The organism is Clostridium senegalense, assembly GCF_018916625.1.
Classification (GTDB): Bacteria; Bacillota; Clostridia; order Clostridiales; family Clostridiaceae; genus Clostridium_J; species Clostridium_J senegalense.
The window spans coordinates 386,415-409,087 of the sequence record NZ_JAHLNC010000001.1; the positions used below are offsets into that span (position 1 = coordinate 386,415).

Consider the following 22,673-nt stretch of genomic DNA (forward strand, 5'->3'; position numbering starts at 1 on the left):
CCTCACCTATCCATTTATACTACTATACGTCTTAAAATATCCTTCTACAAAATTATCATTTTTTAAACATTCTTTATAAATACGTTTATATTGTCCCTTTATCTCCTTCATAATTCCAATTTTTAAATCAACGGGATAATATCCTATAAATTCTACTAAACGCTCTATTTCTTTTAAAGATATTTCATTGCTTTCCATAAAAATTAATATGTTTTTTATAGTTAAATACAATCTTGTATGACTTTCATTTTTTATTCTTAAAATTACATCTTCTGATAAACTTTCCTCATCAAATACTTCTTTATGAGTAATTAATGGTAATGTGCTACTTTCTATAAAAGACATAAACTCTTGAGCAATTTCACTTCCGACATTGCCTTTCAATATATTAAAAAATACTTTTCTAGATATTTTATCACTTTTTTCTTTATATAACTTATAACTTTTAGATACCCTTTCAAAACTTCTTGGTGTTGCTTTTATTCTTTCATCATTTTTACTACTATGCAAATATTCAGGAAATGTAGATATAAATTCTATAACTTTTTCATCTAACTTATTACTTATTGCCCATTTAATCCAACTTTCAACATTGCTTTCCATTTCAAGCCATACAAATCTATTTTCTTGAGCCGGATCCATATCTATAACCTGATAATCAAAATCATCTTCATACTTACTTGAAGGATTCATGGCTGCTAATAATTTCACCGATTCATGTAAATTATATCCGTTTATTTCTTTATTCAAAATTAGGTTCATAAGTTCTTGTTGAACAGTATGTTCACAACGATTAATTTCATCTATAAAAAGCAATACTTCCTTTCCATTATTTATAGCTTCTTGAATTTGCTGCAACTTAGTATGAACTGCATAAACTGTTCTTTTTTCAGTATGTTCTAATTTATTCTCATCTAAGTATTTGTATTCATCAACTGTAGGTAGTCCCCCAATTTCTCCTTCTTTTAACAAATTACCATCAATAACAAATATATTCCAATCATTTTTTTTAGCTAACTCTTTTGCTAAAGCAGTTTTTCCTATACCACTTTCTCCAACTATTAATGGAACTTCACTAGTTTCAATAATTAATTCCGCTGCTAATAATGTATCTTCAAAATTCATCTTTCAACTCTTCCTTATCTTTAATATTTTAATTTTTCATCTACTGCAATTCTTTTACACTTTGCACTACCGAATCTGTATATAAACATAATTTTATCCATCGATATGTTATTTTGATTTATACCAATTGACTTACAATTCAAAAAATCTCTAACATATTTATCATCTACATCTTCATTGGAAAAAACCTCTTTTAATATCTCCTCCATTTTTTCAATCTCAATATGATCTTTAAAATATTTTATAGCTAATATATTTTCCTTTAAAAAAGATACTTTTTTTTCATAATTCAATTCTTTAACTAATGGCACTGATGCTTCATTAATTTTAACTGCCAATCTTTCAATACTTTCCTTTGCATTTTCAATATATCTTAATGCATGATAATCTTTTTCAATTGCTAACTTTTGAATTTTTTCACTTGGATTTTTTATATATTTTATAGAATCATAATCTTTTTCTATAGCTAAAATTTGTAGTTCTTCACTTGGATTTTCACAATATTGTATAGCCCATCCTTTTTGCAAGATTCCCAATTTTACTATTTTTTCACTTGGATTCTTTATAAATTTTAATGTATTCCACGAATTTTCAACTACAACTTTTTGTATCTCTTCATTAGGATTATCAATAAATTCAATTGCCCATACATTATTTGTTACTGCATTTCTTTTCATTTCTTCACTTGGATTTTTTATATATTTTATCATTAATCCATTTTTATTTATTGCTGTATTTTTCATATTATCTGTAGGATTACTTATATTTTTTATTATTATAGGATTTTCTTCTATTAATCTTAAAATTTTTTCTTCATTCATACAAATACCTCTATATTTTTTCTTAACCATTACTTATTAATAATAATTATCCGTTATGTTATAATTATATATTTTTTTTCCTATTTGTTCAAATTATATTTTCACACAAAAATAAAAGTCAAAACTTTAAAAGTGTATATCACAAGTACACTTTTTAAATTTTGACTAATGTTATTATATTCTTATATATAATAAATAAAGTACATTAATAGAATATATTTATGCTAACCTTTACATTTCTAAATTATTTATTTTCTTTTTAGATATATTAAAGTTATCCTAAATTATAAAATAATTTTAATATATTATCTTTATCTGGAACATTCTCATTAAAAAATCCCATTATAGTTTTGTCTATATTATATTTTATACTTTTAAAAGAAATGTCTACAGTTCCATCATCACTAAATTCCATAACTGCAAAGCTTACATGACCACCATCTCTAGAGCATCCTATAGATCCTGGATTTATTATAGGTTTTCCTGTCCAATATTTAATAAGTGTTTGGCAATGACTATGCCCAATTAAAACATAATCACAAACATCTCCATAATCTTCCGTAAATTTATCCAAAGTTACTTCCTGATAAAGAAGCGGTAATTCATTCATACTATCTATCCTTGAATGAACCATAAGAATTTTTTTTCCCTTTATTTCTATTATTCTTTCTGTAGGAACAGTTTTTAATTTGTTAATCCTTTCTTCACCTAAAAGCTTAACATTCCACTTTTGATGTTCCTTTTCACCGTCAGTAAACTCTTCACAACAATTAGTAACTATTGAATAATCAGTATTTCCTAAAATATTTATAAATCTCTTATCATTCATAACAATATCAAAAACTTCTAAAGGATTAGGTCCTTCCTGTATAAAGTCACCTAAATTCAAAATTTTATCTACATTTTCTTTTTCTGCATACTGTAAAAAAACATTGAAAGCTTCCATATTACTATGAATATCAGCAATAACTAATACTTTTTCCTTCCCCATAGACTACTCTCCTTTGCTGTTTCATTGAAATAATACTTAATTTTCTAAATTTTCCAAATAGTTATTTGTATATATTATATCACTTAAAATTTTTTAAACAATTATTTTTACTATTTTTAACAATTTTTATATGCAATTAACATTTTATTCATTATACTATTTTATCCATATATATTTAAAAATATACCATATAATTTCTCTAATATTAAACTTTAATCTTCAAACTAATCTAAGGTTCCAAGTTAAATTTTAAACTTATTTATCAAACTAGAAAATTTCAAATTAATATTTTACTGATAGTTATTATTTTTCTTAACTGATAAAAAAATTTGATGTATAAATTTTAGATTGTATCCCTATATTAATTAAATTTCTTTTAACATTTAACATGATAGTTTCAATATTTTGAATTTAATGCTAAAATGTTCCTATGGAATTAAATAGATATGATTTTATCTATTTGTATTTAAAATTTAATATATTTTTGAGACTTATGACTTATACGCTGTGGACTAAATTATTAATTTACTCATATTAATTGCTATACATTGGAGGGCTAAATTTATGTATATGTTTTGTGAAAATGATAAATTGTATTTAAGACCATTAATACTTAAGGACTCAGATTTTATTTATGCACTTAGAGAAAAAAATAAGAATTTTATTTTAAATTATGCTGAAGTATCAAGAAATGCTCAAAAAGAAAAGATAAAAAATAGTATTTCTAAAGATGATGAGATATATTTACTTATAACATTAAAAGCAACAAGTAGCCATATAGGTTATATACACAGTAAATTTTTTAATAATGGGAAAATTGCTGATATAGATTTTGTAATAACTGATAATAATTCTAAACTTATAAAAGAAGCTTTAATTTTGTTTAGAACAGAACTTTTTAAACAAGGTTGTATTAGATTAGAATGTAATATTTGTAGTTCTAATCTATTAGCAAAAGAAATATTAGAAGATTTAAATTTCAACTTAGAAGGGATAAAGAAAATGTCCTATTTTAACAATGATAATTTCTTCGATATTTTAGTATTTGCTTCATTAAATTGTTAATTTTGCAAGTGTGTATTATTTTATATAAAAAACAGTGTATGATTAAAATTATTTTAACATACACTGTTTTATTTATTTTACATTTTCTAATTCTAAAAATTCATTTAAATACAAAACATCTATTTTTCCAGACCAGTTTAACACCGATCCAACTAAATCTTTTATATCTAAATCTTCCATATCATAGGTTTCAGAACTATTAACAGTTCCTGTAGCATCTTCTATAAAAGTAACTGTATACCCTCTATCAAAAGCTGCTATTGCCGTAAACATACAACAGAATTCTGTATTAAAACCTACAATTATAACTTCATTTATATTATTTTTCTTTAATATTTCTTCTAAATTTGTTTTAAAAAATGCACTTGGTGTAGTTTTAATTACTAATTCATCATAGTAGTCTACAAATTCTTCATGTATATTTCCTCTGTCGCAATTTTTATTAAATGGACTTTCATCATCTTGGTCTTCATGTTTTGTAAATATTATTTTATCACCTTTAGCCTTACATATATTGATAATTTCCTTTATTTTTTCTTTTTCTTCCTTAAAATTTTTTTGACTTAAAATATGTTTTTGCATATCTACTACTATTAATGCTCTCATATTATATTCACCTCATAATTTCCTTTAAACATTTAACTAAATAAATTGATGAAAACAATCAACCTACTTTTCATATGATTATTTATTATTTTCTATCTCTTTAATATTATAAGTTAAAATAAAATCATTACAAGAACTTATTTTGTGTTTTTATATAATATTGCCTTTATTTTTTAATTTAATTATACTTTTTTTAATTTTTTTCTAGTTTTTATTATTATAAATAAAATTATTATAGCAACTATTACTAAATATTCTTCTAAGAATATTATATTCTCTATAGCATTAACTTGATATAATGCAACTGGAAAATTTATAACTGCATGACATATTATAGCTAAGAATAAATACTTTATCTTTTCTTCTTTTACTGCATACAAAACTAAAAGCGATAATCCTAATTGAATTATAAGTGAGCTAGACCTTTCTATTCCTGCTATAATCCACGTATAGGATGGCATTTGAATCATTTGTTCTTTTATATACATTAATGTTTGTGCTGTATTAGTATCCACCTTATCTAATAAATTTTCAAAATTACCTGTATTTATCTGAACTGCTGTTATGAGATTATTTATATACATACCTCCAGTTATTAAAAATGCCTCTATTCCTCCATGTCCCAATCCATAGGCTAGCCCATTTTCAAAACTTCTATCTTTTTTTAAAATCCACTTAAAGCATATAAACCTCGCACTTTCTTCAAATATTCCAGCCATAAGACCACCGTAAAGCATATATGCCATTGGTTGTCTTAAAAATGTAGCAGTTTTTTCATTATTATATAAAACATATTGATGTATAGATCCTTCTAATAATTTAACTGCCAATAAAAAAGCAATTGCCCCTACTATTACATATTTTAATGATATATTATATTTCTTTTTTAAAAATACTATAAGTGCTATTGGCACAATAGTACTTAATACAATTGTAATTATCATAAAAAATATAGAACTTCCACTTACCACTGAATCATCTCCTTAAGTTATTATAATTAAAGCATTTAATATTGTGATACAATTATATTTTAAAAATTTAATGAAGTTATTTTCTTTTCTAAAATTTTATTTAGTTTTTTGTTTATTATACATAGTATCATAGATTTGTTACAATTTAATTATAAAGTAACTTATTGATAAAAAAACAACATTTTTTTGTATATAATTAGTGTAGTTCTATATTTTTAATAATTAATTATATCTATTTATTAATTTTTTTTCTATAAGAATTTCACGTTCTTTTTCATCTATCATATCTAAAGATTTAAATTCATACCCTTGCTCTTTTAAAGATTTAATAATTGTTCCTAATGCTTTTGGAGTGGTTTTATTTGAAGCACCATCGTGCATCAGAATTATTATTCTTGATTTGTCAATATTTTTGCTATTCATAGCTTTAAAATAGTTTGATATTAATTGATCTACCGGAATGTTTATTCCCATTGCGTCTTCAATAGACACATTCCAATCTACATAATCTAATTTTCTATTAACCAAACCATCTCTAATTTGTTTTAATGTTAATTTTTGTGGTATTCCTGTACTTGACCCACCAGGCATTCTCATGAACTCAAAATTTTTTTTATCCAAATTTTTATTTAAAACATTTTTTACTTTTTCATAATCATTAAAATAAACATCAGCACTGTTATAATTATTATTGTTATGAGTATATGTATGAGCACATATACTATGATTTTTTTCTTTGATTTCTTTTAAGATATTAGGATTTTCCTCCACTAATTTCCCTATAACAAAAAATGTAGCCTTAATATTTTCCTCATCTAAAATTTTTAAAACTTCTAATGTTGTTTCTGTTGGTCCATCATCAAAAGTTAAATATGCTATTTTTTTATTATCTTTACATTCACTATCATCTGAAATCGCAAAAACACTTATAGATGTAAAAATAACAACGCTAATAATACTTACAAATAAAAAAAAACTCTTTTTCTTCATATTTTTTATTCTTCCTTTCTATGTTTTTCAAATTCTTCAATTTCATATATTATTATTAGTATTATTATTTTTTATATGCTAAAGAATGTTCAATTATATGTATTAATGTAAAAATAATGTTGACATTTTAATTGTTTTCTATATAATATAAAATATAGTTAAAATTTAATAGGTTTCTTATTATGAGTGATTGAGGGATCTGGCCCTATGACGTCCGGCAACCAGCTTTTTAAAGCATGGTGCTAATTCCAGCGGTGTTATGCCGAAAGATAAGATTTATATTTATCCTCTTATCTTTAAAGAGGTTTTTTTGTTTTTAAAATTAAATATATAAATTTAAATACTCTTATCCAGAGTGGCGGAGGGACTGGCCCTATGATGCCCAGCAACCAGCTTTCATTAGGCAAGGTGCTAATTCCAGCGGTTTTTACCGAAAGATAAGAAAAATCCCCTTCTTATCTTTTGGAGGGGATTTTTTTATTGCTAAATTTTAGCACATATATACAGTATGCTATTTTTATAGTTTTGAAACTAATTACATTGAGGATGTGAAAATAAATATGATAAAAATTAATAATTTAACTAAAATATATAAATCTAAAAATTTAAAAGAGATTATTGGATTTGAAAATTTAAATTTAACTATTAACGAAGGCGACATATTTGGAATTATTGGTCCTAGTGGTGCAGGTAAATCTTCAGTTCTAAGATGTATCAATTTACTTGAAAAACCTACTAAAGGAGAAATCCTTTTTAAAAATATATTAGATTCTAAAAATACAAATGATTTTATAAATATATTAGATTTATCTGATAAAGAGCTTATTTCTATAAGGAAAAAAATAGGTGTTATTTTTCAAAATTTTAATTTACTTATGAATTCTACTGTTTTTGAAAATATTGCTTTTCCTTTAAGAATAAATAAGATGTCTGATAGTGATATAACTAAAAAAGTTAATGAACTTTTAAAATTAGTTGACCTTTATGATAAGAAAGATTCTTATCCTTCTCAGCTATCTGGTGGACAAAAACAAAGGGTAGGTATTGCAAGAGCATTAGCTAATGATCCTAAAGTTCTTTTATGTGATGAAGCCACTTCTGCTTTAGACCCTAGTACTACAGATTCAATATTATCTCTTTTAAAATCTATAAATGAAAAATTTAATATAACTATAATTTTAATAACACATGAAATGGATGTTATTAAAACTATTTGTAATAAAGTTGCTGTATTAGATAAAGGAAAAATAGTAGAACAAGGTTATGTAACTGATATTTTTGCAAACCCAACTTCTAATATAACTAAAAATTTTTTAAATCAAAATATTAATATTCCTAGTTCTATAAAAGATAGCTGTACGAATTCACATTCTATAGTTAAACTTACATTTTTAGGATCTAATACAACAACATCTACAATATCTCATATTTCAAGGAAATTTAATGTGGATATAAATATTATCTCTGGGAACATAGATATTGTTCAAAATATTCAAATTGGTCATCTTATTGTAAACATTGCTTCTAATGAAAATTTAGATGATATACGTAATTATTTAATTAATAATGATATAGGATGGGAGGTTCTTAATTAATGATTTATGCTTTACTACAAACACTATACATGGTATTTTTCTCAACTATTTTTTCTTTAATTATAGGTTTTCCGATTGGTATTATTTTAGTAATAACAAGTAAGAACCATTTATGCGAAAACTTAAAGTTAAACTCTTTTTTAGATACTATAATAAATATATTTAGGTCAATTCCTTTTATAATTTTAATAGTTGCATTATTTCCTATTTCTAAATTTATAGTTGGAACAACCATTGGAACTACTGCGGCAATTCTTCCTCTTTCTATAGCAGCTGCTCCATTTGCGGCAAGAATTATAGAGAGTTCTCTTAAAGAAATTCCTTTTGGTGTTATAGAAGCTGCATTATCTTGCGGAGCAACAAATATGCAAATTATCTTTAAAGTAATGCTCCGTGAAGCAATTCCATCACTTATATCTGGCATAACTCTTACAATAATAAATATTATAGGATATTCCGCTATGGCTGGTGCAGTTGGTGGCGAAGGTATTGGTGATTATGCTATACGAGAAGGTTATATGAGATATAACAACAATATTGTCTTATTAACAATCTTAATTTTAATTATAGTAGTTCAACTTATTCAAAGTATTGGGAATTACTTATGTAAAAAATCAAACAAAAAAGTTTTTTAATTTAGGAGGTATTTATTTATGAAAAAATCTTATTTTACAATAATCTTATTAACTTTATCTTTAATAATTTTTACAGCTTGTTCACCTAATAGTGATTCTAAAAATTCTTCAAAAGAAACTAATTCTAATGAAAACACTATAGTTATAGGAGCTTCTCCAGTGCCCCATACTGAAATTTTAGAATTTGCAAAAACAAAATTAAAAGATAAAGGAATAAATTTAGAAATTAAAACATTTACAGACTATGTTGTACCAAATAAAGCTCTAGATTCTGGTGAATTAGATGCTAATTTCTTTCAACATAAACCTTATTTAGATGATTTTAATAAAAATAATGGTACTGATTTAATTTCAATTGGTGAAATACATGGTGAACCTTTATCTGCATATTCAAAAAAAATAACTAATTTAAACGACTTAAAAGAAGGTTCTACTATAGCTATACCTAATGATGGTTCAAACGGTACAAGAGCATTAAAACTTTTAGAAAAAGAAAAACTTATAACACTAAAAGATTCTAATAAAACTATACAAACAGAAAAAGATATAAAAGATAACTTGAAAAATTTTAAAATTAAATCTATAGAAGCTTCTCAACTTCCAAGAATACTAGAAGATGTTGATATTGCAATTATAAATGGAAACTATGCATTAGATGCTGGACTTGATACTAAGTCTACATTATTTTCAGAAGATATATCTGATATAAATGAATACGTTAATATTATAGCTACCACTTCTGAAAACAAGAGCAATAATGCACTTAAAGAGCTTGTTGATTTTCTTAAAAGTGATGAAACAAAACATTTTATAGACGATAAATATGGCAATGCTATTCTTCCTGCTAATTAATAATTTTTCTTATATATTTTAAAAGGGTATGAATTTTATTCATACCCTTTTAAAATATATTCAGCTATTTAAGTGATTTTCCTAATTTTTTAGATTCCTTAGAAACACCTACTTCATTTGATGTTTCCATATTCATTTTTTCTAATTCTTTTTTAGTCTTTTGACCTGCTTTTTTATTATCCTTACTGTTCTTATTATTCTTATGTGACATATTATTCACTCCTTTCATGTGTTAAATCTTAAATATATCTCATAAATAGTATCAGTATTGGAGAAAAAATTATACATATATTCTGATTATTCGTTTTAGTTAATCTTTTTATTTTTAAAATATTTTATATTATAATTAATTGAAAACATAAATTTCATTAAATATAGGTTTTCAATTTGACTTTTAAAATTATCCATTCCAAAACTTAGATACCTAAAATAGTGAGACATGCTCCGAATTACTTAAAATTTAACACTACATTTTGTATAAAAACTTTCTAAAGTTATTGAATAAATTTTTGTTATCAGTTGAGAAAAATAAGTGCAAATATATTTACTTAAGAATTATGAGTTTAGGATGAAAGTGGTAACCACTTTCTGAAAATGATTTTAAAAAATATATCAATATAATTTGCTTTACAAATTTATAAAAAGATACGTTGGAAATTACTAGGAACGAAGTGAGTAGTAATAACCACAACTGTTCACTATTCACTCTTAACTTTTAACTAAAATAATCTGTTAGTTATTGAAAAAATATTAATTTGAGTTTTCTCATTTGATAAATGAATAAATTTGGAACCCTATAACTTCAATGAAACAAGCAAGTAGGAATTAAATTTAATATATAACTTATATATTAATCTTAAATTCTCACATTTAGATAAATTAATAAACAAACTTAAGAAAAGGTGATCAATATGATAAAATTAATTGCAAGCGATATGGATGGAACTTTACTAGACTCTAACGGTATTTTACCTTTAGAATTTTATTCTGTGCTTTCTGAACTAAATTCTAAAGGCATAATTTTTGTAGCTGCATCTGGAAGACAATATCATAATTTAGTTAAAACTTTTGATAAAGTAAAAAATAACATTATTTTCGCTGCTGAAAATGGAACTTACATTGTTCAAAATGGTAAAGAATTATATTCAAATTGTATTTCTAAAGACATAATACCTGAATTATGTTCATTAGCTGCTACTTTTGACAACTGTTATATTCTTCTATGTGGAAAAAAGGCAGCTTATTTACAAACCAATAAATCATCTGTAGTAAATGAAATTAAAAAATACTTTGAAAATGTAGAAATTGTAGATGATATAGCTACAATAGATGATGAAATTTTAAAATTTACTTTATGTGACTTTAATGGGGCTAATGAAAACTCTTATGAAATTTTTAATGAAAAATATAAAGACAAGCTCAAAGTTGTAACTTCAGGTAATATTTGGCTTGATATTATGAATAAAGATGCTAATAAAGGTGTTGCTATTAAGTTTTTACAAAATAAACTTAACATCTCTTTTAGTGAAAGTATGGCATTTGGAGACTACTATAACGATTTAGAAATGCTTAAAGCATGTAAATATAGTTATGCAATGGGAAACGCTGTGGATGCTGTAAAAAAAGTTAGTAACTATCTAACAGATACAAATGAAGAATGTGGTGTACTTAAAGCAATAAAAGAAGCAGTTATATAACTGTTTCTTTTTAATTTTACGTAGTTTTAAGATAATATTTACTATATACTAATTTATAAAAAAACTTATTAAAATTATAATGTTACATAAATGAATAAGTAAAACAATTATTTTATTGATTTATCAATATAGTAGTTGTATAATTTCAATTAATATTTAAATAAATTTTAGGAGTGATATTATAATGTTGAATTTTTCATATAAAAACCCTACAAAATTGGTTTTTGGTAAAGATACAATATCATCAATTGGTTCTAACATAAAAGCTGAATCAATTGATAAAGTTCTTTTATTATATGGTAAAGGATCTATTTTCAAAAATGGAGTTTATGATTTAGTTACTGAATCTCTTAAAAATAATAATATAGAGTTTATAGAACTTTCTGGTGTTAAACCAAACCCAGTACTTTCTAAAGTTAAAGAAGGTATAGATATAGTTAAAAATAATAACTTGAAAGCAATCATAGCTGTAGGTGGTGGAAGTGTTATTGATTCTGCTAAAGCTATATCTGCTGGTTCTTGTTATGATGGCAATGTTTGGGATTTATTTGAAGGTAATGGTAAACTTACAAAAGCACTACCTATATTTACTGTTCTTACCCTTTCTGCAACTGGTTCTGAAATGAACTGTGGTGGTGTAATAACAAACGAAGATGAAGGTAAAAAATGGTCATTTGGTTCTCCATTGCTTTATCCTAAAGTATCTATTCTTGACCCATCAATACAATCTACACTCCCTACAAAACAAACTGTTAATGGTGCTGTAGATACTATAACTCATGTGTTTGAAGCATATTTTGGTGGAACTAAAAATACAGATATGGTAGATGAATTATCCGAAGGCATTATAAGAACAGTAATAAAACATTCTAAAATTCTTATTAATGATAATAACAACTATAATTCTAGATGTGAGCTTTCTTTTGCTGCAACTTTAGCTTTAAATGGTCTTAATGGCTTAGGAAGACTTGGAGATTGGTCATCTCATTCCATAGAACATTCATTAAGTGTTTTAAATGATATATCTCATGGTACTGGTCTTGCTATAATTATGCCTGCATGGATGAAATATGTTTATAAAGAAGATGTCTGTAAATTTGCTAAAATGGGTAGAAATATTTTTAATATAAATGAGTGTGATGATGAAAAAGCTGCATTAAGTGCAATTGAGGCTCTTAAAAATTACTATAAAGAAATAGGAGCACCAACCACTCTTAAGGAAGTAGGGGTTTCATTTAAAGAATTAGACTTCATAGCAGATAATGCAGCAATGTCTGCACCTTTAGGTACTTTTAAAAAGTTAAACAGAGAAGATATTTATAAAATACTTCAAATAGCTTTTGAATAAATATTAAGCTAAAATCTAAAATTTTTATTCTTATAATAAAACAAGTACTATTTAATTAATTTTAAATAGTACTTGTTTTTATAGCTAATTATTATATAATCCTGTACACATATTATCTAATTTCTCTAAAATACTTGAAGCTTTATCTTCATCAACTAATGCAACTATATAATCTCCACTAAGTATCCTTGTAAATCCTCTAGGTATTATTTCTTTGCCTCCTCGCTTTATCGCCACAATTAAACAATCCTTTGGCCAATTTATATCTTTCATTAATTGTCCCTCTGTAATACATCCCATATGGACAGCATATTCTATCAATGTTTTACTTGTACTATTTCCTTCAAAATTTGACCCATTCTTTTTTAAAATATTTTCTAATAAACTTTCGTAAATTGGTTCTGATTTTAATAAATCAGAAGTTATATACGCAAATATACACACTATTGCTAAAGGTAACATATGATCAAAAGAACCTGTCATTTCTGTAATTAATATTATACCTGTTATAGGTGCTTTAACTATTGCTGTAAAGTGTCCTGCCATTGCTAATATTATAAAAGTTAATATATAAATACTAGGTACTCCTAAACTATAACATACTATAATACCAAAAATATTTCCTACTAATGCTCCAAGTACTAATAATGGAAAAAATATTCCCCCAGGTATACCTGAGCCAAAGCATATAAGAACCAATAGAAATTTTATAACTAAAAAAAGTAATAACGTTACCAATACATAATTATTTTCTGATAAACTCATTATAAGATTATGACCACCACCAATTAATATTGGTGATATTACACCTACAATTCCTGTTACTATAAAAGGTATTATTGTTTTTACTTCAATAGGCATTCTCTTAAAGCTACCATAAATTTTTTGACTTTTTAATATTCCTTTGTTAAAAATTGTACCACTTATACCAACTAAAACTCCTAACAATATTAAAGCCCAATAAAACTTCAAAGGCAATGAAGCTATTCCTTTAAAATTTAATGCTGGATCTAAACCTAAAAATCTCTTTGCTACAAAATCTGCTGTAAGTGCTGATGACATGGCAGAAAGTAAAACTAATGGAGAAAAATTTTTATGAGTTTCCTCTAATGCAAACATTACACCTGATAATGGTGCATTAAATGCAGCTGCTAATCCTGCACTCGCTCCACTTGTAGTTAAAAACTTTTCTTCAATATTTACTCTTTTAAAAATCCTAGAGAACCCTTGTCCAACTGCTGCTCCCATTTGAACAGATGGACCTTCTCTTCCTGCTGAAAGACCTACCCCTAAACAAATCACTCCACCTATAAACTTGTTTATAAGAACTCTTAACCAATTAATGTTCAATTTTCTAACTAAAAATCCTTCTACTTGAGGTATTCCACTACCTGATATCATCGGCTCTTTCTTTACTAACACACCAACTAAATATCCTAAAAATGATAAAATTATAATTATAACTGCTATTTTTATAGGGTTGCCCTTTGAACTACTATAAATATCATTAGAAATTTTAAATAATTTATCTATAGCTAACCTATTCAAAACAATAATTATACCTGTAATCAAGCCAACTACAGCACCTTCAATTATAAGCTTAAATCTTAAATTCTTTCTATGTGATAAAATATTAGTAGTTTTATCTTTAGATATCTCCATTTTAATCCTCCTTTACTTAATATGAACAGCAAAAAACTAAGCATTTAAAATTTAAATACTTTTTCATATACTTAAAATTATTTATACTTTATATAAATTTGCCCTTTTTTATTATATAACTCATATTAAATTATTTCAAATTTATAAATTAAAATTTAAAATACATTAAAGCAACTATCTTTTTACACGAAATATATATTAACTTTTTCTATACTAAAATTTTCATTATAATATTATTCATAGAAAAGTTAATTTGCAAATTCATACTAAAAACTGTATATTCAAAATATATATAATATATTAATATTTTTAAAAAGTAGGTGTTAATTTTATGAAAACAGATATACTACTAGAGTCTGGTACTGGTGAAGTAGAAATACTAGAGTTTATAGTAAATAATAAGCATTATGCAATAAATGTTATAAAGGTTAGAGAAGTTGTAGATATAGATAATCTAACAGAACTACCTAACAATCATCCTTCTATAGATGGTGTAGTTCTTTGTAGAAATGAGATACTTACCTTAATCAATTTAAGTCAAGTTCTTGATTCTCATAAAAATAATAATCTAAAACCTTTTAAAGCTATTCTATGTGAATTTAATAAGGTTAAAGTAGCTTTTAAAATAGATGATATTGTTGCAATCCATCGTATTAAGTGGGAACAAATCAGAAAACCTGATGAAATTTCAACTAATCCTTTAGTAATTGGAAATATATTATTTAAAGATAACATTATATTACTTTTAGACTTTGAAAAAATTATTACTGATATAAATCCTAAAATAGGTATAAGTGAAGATAAAATTAAAGATATACATTGTAAAGATAGACATGGAATAAAAATTGTTTTAGCTGATGATTCAGCATTAATAAGAACACTTTTAAAAAATACATTAAATAAAGCTGGATTTGAGAATTTAACATTTTTCAATGATGGAACTGAAGTATTGACATACCTTAACAGCCTAGTTGAAATTAAAAAAGAAAACTTTGTAGATGATGTTCAAATACTTATAACTGACATTGAAATGCCTCAAATGGATGGTCATAGTCTTGTAAGAAAAATTAAAGAACATACAATTTTAAGAAAATTACCTTGTATAATTTTTTCATCTTTAATTACTGATGATTTAAAACATAAAGGCATTGATGTAGGTGCAAATGCCCAAATTAGCAAACCTGAAATTGGAGAGCTTGTTGACATAATAGATGAATTTGTAATTAACAAATAAATATAAGAAACACCAACAATAACTTGTAGAACTATTGTTGGTGCTTTTTATATTTATTAAATAATATAAAATTCAATATTCCATTTCATATTTTTTAAATAAATTTAACTTTTGATTTATTTTTCTAAATAACTCTTATTATATAATTGCTCTAATTTTTTTATATATTCTTCCTGCATATTTATTATACTACTTAGAACTTTATATTCAGAAGTTTCCCAATCATCTTCATCTTTTGTTATCCTACCTCTCACATCTATAAATAGTGCCCTAACATCTTTATTTATTTCTATTGCACATTCAGTTAATTCTTTTGTATTAATTCCACATTTATGATTACTAATTTTATTGTTAAATTGAGTGATAAGTGATGAAATTTTATCATATAAAAAAAAATTTATTTCTTTTGTATCCTCATGAATTATAGATTCCTTTAATACTTTATAGTAATTAATTTTTTCCTTCTCATGCTTTTCTAATATATTTACAAAAACATTAAAAGAAATTATGTTGTTATTGTTTTTTTTAATATTTTCGTAGAAATTTAAAATTTTATTAGATGTGTCTATTGCCCTATCTACTAAATCAATTGAATTATATCCCATTTTATTTCCTCCTGTGTTGTAACAACATAAAATCTTTTTTATATTAATTTTTTAATTTCACGTTGCACTCATAATATACTTACGTATATTTTTATACTTTAGTTAAATTGTCATCATATTTATTTTATTAAATAAATCGTTATTCTGATACAGTTTCTATATAAGTTGTTTTTAAACATTTACATTTTTTATATTTATATATTACTATATTTTTTATTTTAATTAAACTTTTATTAGATAGGTACTTATATATACTGTTAAAAACTTTCTACTAAAAGAAGAAAATTATTAAATTCAACGAACAAATTTTATATATTTCATTATATATGTTACAAATAAAAAATACCCTATAAATATTTTTTAAATATTTATAGGGTATTTTTTTATAATATTGTTTTACATAACTCTTCCTGGAAATATAGCGTCTATTATTCCAATGATTATAGCTGCTATCAAAGCTCCTATTATAGATACTCTCATATTAGGAACTACGAATTGTGCTAAATATATTATTACAGCTGCAATAGCAAAACCTTTAAAACCTTTTCCAAAAGGCGATGCATCAACGCCCATAAGAGCTTCTACAAAATAGTCTAATACAGTTATAACAACTGCTGCTATAATCATAGACCATAATCCATTAACAGTAAAACCTGGTGTCAAAAATGATGTCACACCTAGGACAATTGCAAATAATACTAATCTTACTATCCATCCTAAGAAACTGCTTTTATTTTCATATTTGTTTTTATGTTCGTTATCTGACATTTTTATATACCTCCGTTTTAAATATATTTTATTAATTCGTATATATTATACCCATATAAGTAAAAAATATAATGCTTGTTTTTAATATTAATTTCAAATATAAGTAAAATGTTAGAAATTCTCAGTTAATTTTCAAACTTTTTTTACCATATAATTCCTTATTTTATGCTAATGACTCACATTATTAAATTTTTTATTCAACATTTTATTTTATTATACACATAAAGAAAAACACTAGGCGTTAACCTAATGTTTTTCATATACGAGATAAATCTATAAGCCGAGTTCTGTATTTGACAATCATCTATCTAGGCCTATTGTTACCAATAAACTCAAGCGATACACCCGGGGACGGGACGGGCAGCCCCATATATCCCCCTATTCGATCTTGCTCCAGATGGGGTTTACATAGCCGTACAGTCGCCAGTACGCTGGTGAGCCCTTACCTCACCTTTCCACCCTTACCAGTTAGATAAAATCTAAACTCACAAGTAAACTTGTTCTGGCGGTATATCTCTGTTGCACTTTCCTTAGAGTCACCTCCACTGGGAGTTACCCAGCACCCTGCCCTACGGAGCTCGGACTTTCCTCTCCTGAAAAAATCAGCAGCGATTGTCTGACTTACTCGCAAGATTTATGTTACCATACTTTTAATATAAATGCAAATTTTTTTATCTTTTTTTAATTAATTATAAAAATTATTATAATTTTTTCTTATAAAAACATTTTTTATTATTATAGATATATTTAACCTTATAATAAAGAAAATGCAATGACATTTATCATTGCATTTTCTTTATTATTTAAATTTTAAAATCAGTTGGATTGTATTCTTTAGCCTTTGGTTCACCAAAAACAGCCTTAGCACTTTCAGTTCTTGGGTCATGATCAACATGTTTGTGTCCATTATTCTTTTTCTTTTTCATTTTATTTCCCATCGGTAATCAACCTCTCTTAAAATTTAATTATAGGAGTATTAAAATTAAATATTTTAATACTCCTAACATCAGAAATATTTTATAAAATATTTTAACCCTATATTCAATAATCAATCTATTCTATATAGTATACATGTTTATCTTAGGAAAAGTTATTTAGTTTTTAATTAAGTAGTATTTATATTACTTTTTCTTTAGGTGAAAACTAATACTACACAAATTATGATTATAGGTTTAAATATTAAATAATATATTTCTATAGTTAGCTATAAAATTATAACTAACTAATTTTATATTAATCTTTAACATAAACATAAAACAGAAGTTGTTTGGTAATAGTATAAATAATAATAGTCTTAAATTAAATTTAATTTTCTTACCTTTATAAAAATTACTTTCTCTTCTTAAACTAATATGTTTATGTTAATTTAAAAGATTAATATAATAATTCTATTTATCGGGTATCCTACAACTTTAAATTTATGTTTAAAATGTAGGTTAAAACCCTATATCAACTCAGTTAAAACTATATACTTTAATAATTATATTTAAATAACTATTTTATTAATTAGTTTGTGAGTTGATTATATTCTTATTATGTGCTTCATAAAACTTTATATTCAATAATTTTAAATGCAAAATGAACCAAAGTTATATAAATATAATAACTTATACAAATATTTTCTTAAATTGAAAATATAAAGCTCTAAGCTAATGCTAGCTTAGAGCTTTATATTTAAACATATTTATATGGATCAACTGTTTTTTCTGATACAATTATTTCATTATTAAATCCATTATTTCTTAAAATTTCTTCAAATTTTTTACTAAATGCCACCATTGGTAGCCATTCTGTAACAAAGTGTCCTGCATCTATTACTGCTATACCTTCTTCTTTTATATCACTTATGTAATGATACGTTGTATCTCCTGTTATTATACAATCTGCACCTTTTGCTTTACTTAGATTTAAGTAATCTTGTCCACTACCATTTATTATAGCTATAGTTTTTATTAGTTTTTCTTCATCACCAGTATATCTTATATTAGATGCATTGAAACTTTTTTTAACTTTTATACAAAGTTCTTTCAATGAAATACCTTGTTCTAATTTTACTAATCTACCTATGCCATGTTTTCCATCATTATAACCTAAAGCTTTACTAGAATCTAGAACCTTAAATTTATCATAGCCTAAAATCCTAGTTGCCATTTCATTAATTCCATTTTCCACTGAATCCAAATTTGTATGACTTGCATAAACATTTATATCATTTTTTATAAGATTTATTATTTTTTTTCCTAATAATGTATCTGTAGTTATACTTTTAGGTTTTAAAAATAATATTGGATGATGATTCAATATAAAATTACATTGTTTTTCTTTTGCTTCTTCAATTACATCTAAAGTAGTATCTAAAGCTACTAATATTTTTGTTATTTGTTTTTCTTTATCTCCAATCATTAAACCTACATTATCATAGTCTTCTTTTAATTTTGTTGGAGCATATTGTTCCATTATTTTTATTATATCCTTAACTTTTAAAGACATTCTAAAAACTCCTTTATTTTACTTACTTTAAATTCTAATTCTTTTTTTCTACTTATAGATCCTTCACTATTTAATTTTAACCCATCACATATTTTTATATATTTTTCAAGTTTAAAACTTAAATATTCTTTCATAACTGGATGTTTTTTTTCTAATAAAATTGCACTTATTTCATAATATATATTTTCTATTTCTTTTATATTATTATTATATCTAACTTTAAATATTTCATAAAATTTACCGTCTTCTTTCACCAATTCTTCATCTAAAATATCATAGCCTTTACTATATATATATTCTTTTAAAACTTCCGGATTTTGAACTGGTTGTAAAATAACATACTCTAATTTTCTGAATATATCCAAACTATCTTCTATTATATCCCTAATTAAATTTCCACCCATACCAGCTATTATGGCTACTTCAACTTCATTTTTTTTTACTGTTGTAAGTCCACCACCTAATCTACAATTAATCATATTTTCTAAATTATGATTTTTTATATTTAATTTTGCCTTTTCTACAGGTCCTTTATTTATATCTGATGCTATTGCATAATTTATTTTTTTATTTTTTGCAAGATATATAGGAATATAACCATGATCTGTTCCTACATCTACTATAGTTTTTGTATTATTATCTATCATTTCGCTTATAGTTTTTAATCTATCACTTAAATTCATTTGTATCATCCTTTACTAACCTATCAATATTTTAATTTGTATAAATAAAAATAACAAAGCTATAACTAGAGGAACATATAAATATCTATACGCTACTTTTTTATCATACTTAGCATAAAAATATGCAGCATAATACATACAGAAAAACAACGCCATATTAAGAACTCCATAAGTCATTTGTGCTGAAGCAAACTCCTTAGAAGTGCCGACTTTAACCACATTAAATTTAGCATCAAAAGTAATAGGCATAATATCTGGTAATCTTTCCATTAAATATAAAATCAATGGATTTAAAATTAAAATTACTATTACTATTCCTGTTAATATTATTGGTACTTTAAATCTCCATTCTTTGTATATCTTATGAATTTTATTAAATTTACCTTCCCATTCTATTAAATGAATATTTTTTCCTTCAATATTTTTTTCAAAGCCTTCTATGTTTTCAGGGGATATCGCATAATTTATTTCTTTAGTTTTTAAATATATAACTTGGTTATTATTAGTAACAAACATTCTTGTAGTACCTATTTTTTTAATAACACTTCTTCCTAATGCAAAATTATGTGTTGCTATTCCTGAAAGCTTTACTCCTTTTATATTGCCTTTTGCTTTAGTATAACCCTCTATTTCATCTATTGAAATTCTAATCTTTTTTAATCCGTTAAAACCAATAATTAAAATTTCTTTTTCATTAATTTCATACTTTAACGTTATCCATAAACCTATATAATAAAAATAATATATATTATATGAAATTAATAATAATTTTAATAAACTTATTATTATATAAGAATTCATATATTTCATAAGAAAAATTACTGCTATATTAAATAATATTACAAATAAAAAAACCAATCCTATTTCTTTTTCTTTTCTTGAATTAAATAGCACATTATCACCTCTTTTCAATAAAATTTATATATTATAAACTATATTTAATTTAAAATCATTTATTCTAAATTTATTTTTCATTTTTAATATGTTTTACCTTTACATAAAGTCATATTAAAGAAAATAATAGACCAGAATTACAACATACATTTCATAAAATTTAAGAAAAACAAACCCTAATAATAGATTTATTAAAGTTCTATCAACATAAAATTTCACAAAATAAATTAGTAATTTGAACTATTACTTAAACTGAATATGGACTAATTATATCATAAAATAAAATTACCGTAAAATTAAATTAAAACTATATTTTTTATTGTTTTTTATAATAAAATAATATTCTATTTAAACTTATTCCATAACTTCAAAATCTTTTTATATAAAACCTTTCCTTGAATTTTAAATGTTTTCTATACTGCATTATTATTTAGAGTATAGAAATTTTAAAATAAATTGTTTTTAAAGTCAAGTTAAATCCCTATAATTTAAAATAAGCTAAAGGTAGACGTACCTTTAGCTTTATATTTGTATATTTTAAATCCAGCTTATAAAATTATTAAACTTCATTTTAATCTAAATAATCTTTTAACTTTTTACTTCTACTTGGGTGTCTTAGCTTTCTTAATGCTTTTGCTTCAATCTGTCTAATTCTTTCTCTAGTAACATTAAATTCCTTACCTACTTCTTCTAATGTTCTAGCTCTACCATCATCTAATCCAAACCTTAATCTTAATACCTTTTCCTCTCTTGGTGTTAAAGTTTGAAGTTGATTAATTAATTGTTCTTTAAGCATAGTAAATGCAGCTGCTTCTGCTGGTGCTGGAGCTTCATCATCTGGTATAAAATCACCTAAATGACTATCTTCTTCTTCACCTATAGGAGTTTCTAATGATACTGGCTCTTGAGCTATTTTCATTATTTCTCTAACTTTATCTACAGACATATCCATTTGTTTTGCAATTTCTTCTGGTAGCGGCTCTCTTCCTAACTCTTGAAGTAACTGTCTTGAAACCCTTATTAGCTTATTTATAGTTTCAACCATATGAACTGGTATTCTGATAGTTCTAGCCTGATCTGCTATAGCCCTTGTAATTGCCTGTCTTATCCACCAAGTTGCATATGTTGAGAATTTATATCCTTTTCTATAATCAAACTTTTCAACAGCCTTTATAAGTCCTAAATTTCCCTCTTGTATTAAATCTAAAAATAACATACCTCTTCCAACATATCTCTTAGCTATACTTACAACAAGTCTAAGGTTTGCTTCTGCTAATTTTTTCTTAGCATACTCTTCACCTTCTTCTATTCTTTGTGCTAAATCTATCTCTTCTTCTGAAGATAATAAAGGCACCTTTCCTATTTCCTTTAAGTACATTCTTACTGGATCATCTATTGAAATACCTTCCGGTATAGATATATCTATCTCTTCCTCTTCTTCTTCTTCTTCCTGAATTTCCCCAACTACATCAATTTCCATTGCTTCTAATGCTTCGTATATCTTTTCTATTTGCTCTGGATTTAGTTCTACATCATCTAATTCTTCTACAATTTCTTTATAAGTTAAAGATCCTTGCTTTTTTCCTTTTTCTATAAGTTTCTTTACTACTGCAACCTTTGAGTTCTTGTCTTTCATTGTGT

Annotated in this window: 22 protein-coding genes, 1 other RNA gene and 2 riboswitches; of the genes, 7 read left to right on the forward strand and 16 right to left on the reverse strand. The window is 24.7% G+C overall.

Annotation, left to right across the window (positions count from 1 at the left end):
* Positions 1-6: 6 nt before the first annotated feature.
* The 3 genes from KQI36_RS01955 to KQI36_RS01965 form a co-directional block, all read right to left on the reverse strand.
* Entirely contained in the window at positions 7-1,125 is a 1,119-nt protein-coding gene (locus KQI36_RS01955) for an ATP-binding protein (RefSeq protein ID WP_216449431.1), read from the reverse strand.
* 20 nt (positions 1,126-1,145) lie between these two features.
* Positions 1,146-1,946, reverse strand: coding sequence for a hypothetical protein (locus KQI36_RS01960; RefSeq protein ID WP_010292511.1), 801 nt, complete (start codon positions 1,944-1,946; stop codon positions 1,146-1,148).
* A 274-nt stretch (positions 1,947-2,220) separates the two neighbouring features.
* Positions 2,221-2,937 (reverse strand): metallophosphoesterase family protein, encoded by a 717-nt coding sequence (locus KQI36_RS01965; protein WP_216449432.1) that lies wholly within the window; start codon positions 2,935-2,937, stop codon positions 2,221-2,223.
* Between the two features lie 564 nt (positions 2,938-3,501).
* Here KQI36_RS01965 and KQI36_RS01970 point away from each other — a divergent pair.
* On the forward strand, positions 3,502-4,002 hold the full coding sequence (locus KQI36_RS01970; protein ID WP_216449433.1) for a GNAT family N-acetyltransferase: 501 nt from the start codon (positions 3,502-3,504) through the stop codon (positions 4,000-4,002).
* 72 nt (positions 4,003-4,074) lie between these two features.
* Here the strand turns inward: KQI36_RS01970 and KQI36_RS01975 are convergent, their stop codons facing one another.
* The 3 genes from KQI36_RS01975 to KQI36_RS01985 all read right to left on the reverse strand — a co-directional run bounded on the left by KQI36_RS01975 (position 4,075) and on the right by KQI36_RS01985 (position 6,569).
* Positions 4,075-4,608, reverse strand: a complete 534-nt coding sequence (locus tag KQI36_RS01975) for an isochorismatase family protein (RefSeq protein WP_216449434.1) — start codon at positions 4,606-4,608, stop codon at positions 4,075-4,077.
* A gap of 182 nt (positions 4,609-4,790) precedes the next feature.
* Entirely contained in the window at positions 4,791-5,579 is a 789-nt protein-coding gene (locus KQI36_RS01980; protein WP_010292524.1) for a YhfC family intramembrane metalloprotease, read from the reverse strand.
* A 222-nt stretch (positions 5,580-5,801) separates the two neighbouring features.
* Positions 5,802-6,569 carry a polysaccharide deacetylase family protein gene (locus KQI36_RS01985; protein WP_216449435.1) on the reverse strand — a complete coding sequence of 256 codons (768 nt, stop codon included), beginning with the start codon at positions 6,567-6,569 and terminating at the stop codon, positions 5,802-5,804.
* A 174-nt stretch (positions 6,570-6,743) separates the two neighbouring features.
* Positions 6,744-6,845: riboswitch (SAM riboswitch) on the forward strand.
* A 67-nt stretch (positions 6,846-6,912) separates the two neighbouring features.
* A riboswitch (SAM riboswitch) is annotated at positions 6,913-7,013 on the forward strand.
* A 116-nt stretch (positions 7,014-7,129) separates the two neighbouring features.
* Between KQI36_RS01985 and KQI36_RS01990 the strand changes: the two genes are divergently transcribed.
* The 3 genes from KQI36_RS01990 to KQI36_RS02000 are packed head-to-tail and all read left to right on the forward strand — an operon-like array spanning position 7,130 to position 9,651.
* Positions 7,130-8,164 carry a methionine ABC transporter ATP-binding protein gene (locus KQI36_RS01990; protein WP_010292530.1) on the forward strand — a complete coding sequence of 345 codons (1,035 nt, stop codon included), beginning with the start codon at positions 7,130-7,132 and terminating at the stop codon, positions 8,162-8,164.
* A gap of 29 nt (positions 8,165-8,193) precedes the next feature.
* Positions 8,194-8,799: a methionine ABC transporter permease gene (locus tag KQI36_RS01995; protein ID WP_081496265.1), complete on the forward strand. Its 606-nt coding sequence runs from the start codon at positions 8,194-8,196 to the stop codon at positions 8,797-8,799.
* An 18-nt stretch (positions 8,800-8,817) separates the two neighbouring features.
* Positions 8,818-9,651, forward strand: a complete 834-nt coding sequence (locus tag KQI36_RS02000; RefSeq protein ID WP_216449436.1) for a MetQ/NlpA family ABC transporter substrate-binding protein — start codon at positions 8,818-8,820, stop codon at positions 9,649-9,651.
* Positions 9,652-9,715: 64 nt separating this feature from the next.
* Here the strand turns inward: KQI36_RS02000 and KQI36_RS02005 are convergent, their stop codons facing one another.
* Positions 9,716-9,862 carry a hypothetical protein gene (locus tag KQI36_RS02005; protein WP_010292536.1) on the reverse strand — a complete coding sequence of 49 codons (147 nt, stop codon included), beginning with the start codon at positions 9,860-9,862 and terminating at the stop codon, positions 9,716-9,718.
* Between the two features lie 700 nt (positions 9,863-10,562).
* Here KQI36_RS02005 and KQI36_RS02010 point away from each other — a divergent pair.
* Positions 10,563-11,348, forward strand: coding sequence for an HAD family hydrolase (locus KQI36_RS02010; protein ID WP_216449437.1), 786 nt, complete (start codon positions 10,563-10,565; stop codon positions 11,346-11,348).
* A 184-nt stretch (positions 11,349-11,532) separates the two neighbouring features.
* The gene (locus tag KQI36_RS02015) at positions 11,533-12,696 is read left to right on the forward strand and encodes an iron-containing alcohol dehydrogenase (protein ID WP_216449438.1); all 1,164 of its coding nucleotides are present in this window, start codon (positions 11,533-11,535) and stop codon (positions 12,694-12,696) included.
* Between the two features lie 84 nt (positions 12,697-12,780).
* Here the strand turns inward: KQI36_RS02015 and clcA are convergent, their stop codons facing one another.
* Entirely contained in the window at positions 12,781-14,358 is a 1,578-nt protein-coding gene (gene clcA, locus KQI36_RS02020) for a H(+)/Cl(-) exchange transporter ClcA (RefSeq protein ID WP_216449439.1), read from the reverse strand.
* 331 nt (positions 14,359-14,689) lie between these two features.
* Between clcA and KQI36_RS02025 the strand changes: the two genes are divergently transcribed.
* Positions 14,690-15,592 carry a chemotaxis protein gene (locus tag KQI36_RS02025; RefSeq protein WP_216449440.1) on the forward strand — a complete coding sequence of 301 codons (903 nt, stop codon included), beginning with the start codon at positions 14,690-14,692 and terminating at the stop codon, positions 15,590-15,592.
* Positions 15,593-15,708: 116 nt separating this feature from the next.
* On the opposite strand, the gene KQI36_RS02030 is transcribed toward KQI36_RS02025, so the two are convergent.
* The 8 genes from KQI36_RS02030 to rpoD all read right to left on the reverse strand — a co-directional run bounded on the left by KQI36_RS02030 (position 15,709) and on the right by rpoD (position 22,668).
* Positions 15,709-16,197 (reverse strand): hypothetical protein, encoded by a 489-nt coding sequence (locus KQI36_RS02030; protein ID WP_216449441.1) that lies wholly within the window; start codon positions 16,195-16,197, stop codon positions 15,709-15,711.
* A gap of 396 nt (positions 16,198-16,593) precedes the next feature.
* Positions 16,594-16,965 carry a phage holin family protein gene (locus KQI36_RS02035; RefSeq protein ID WP_010291457.1) on the reverse strand — a complete coding sequence of 124 codons (372 nt, stop codon included), beginning with the start codon at positions 16,963-16,965 and terminating at the stop codon, positions 16,594-16,596.
* A 259-nt stretch (positions 16,966-17,224) separates the two neighbouring features.
* Positions 17,225-17,593: RNase P RNA component class A (gene rnpB / locus KQI36_RS02040), an RNA gene on the reverse strand.
* A gap of 175 nt (positions 17,594-17,768) precedes the next feature.
* Positions 17,769-17,903 (reverse strand): CPC_1213 family protein, encoded by a 135-nt coding sequence (locus KQI36_RS17820; RefSeq protein ID WP_280527022.1) that lies wholly within the window; start codon positions 17,901-17,903, stop codon positions 17,769-17,771.
* Positions 17,904-18,639: 736 nt separating this feature from the next.
* On the reverse strand, positions 18,640-19,455 hold the full coding sequence (locus KQI36_RS02045) for a Nif3-like dinuclear metal center hexameric protein (RefSeq protein ID WP_216449442.1): 816 nt from the start codon (positions 19,453-19,455) through the stop codon (positions 18,640-18,642).
* Positions 19,446-20,138 (reverse strand): tRNA (adenine(22)-N(1))-methyltransferase, encoded by a 693-nt coding sequence (locus tag KQI36_RS02050; RefSeq protein WP_216449443.1) that lies wholly within the window; start codon positions 20,136-20,138, stop codon positions 19,446-19,448. Before KQI36_RS02050 ends, KQI36_RS02045 begins: the two co-directional genes overlap by 10 nt.
* A 15-nt stretch (positions 20,139-20,153) precedes the next feature.
* Positions 20,154-21,032, reverse strand: coding sequence for a PH domain-containing protein (locus KQI36_RS02055; RefSeq protein ID WP_216449444.1), 879 nt, complete (start codon positions 21,030-21,032; stop codon positions 20,154-20,156).
* Between the two features lie 571 nt (positions 21,033-21,603).
* The gene (gene rpoD / locus KQI36_RS02060) at positions 21,604-22,668 is read right to left on the reverse strand and encodes an RNA polymerase sigma factor RpoD (RefSeq protein ID WP_010292564.1); all 1,065 of its coding nucleotides are present in this window, start codon (positions 22,666-22,668) and stop codon (positions 21,604-21,606) included.
* Positions 22,669-22,673: the final 5 nt, after the last annotated feature.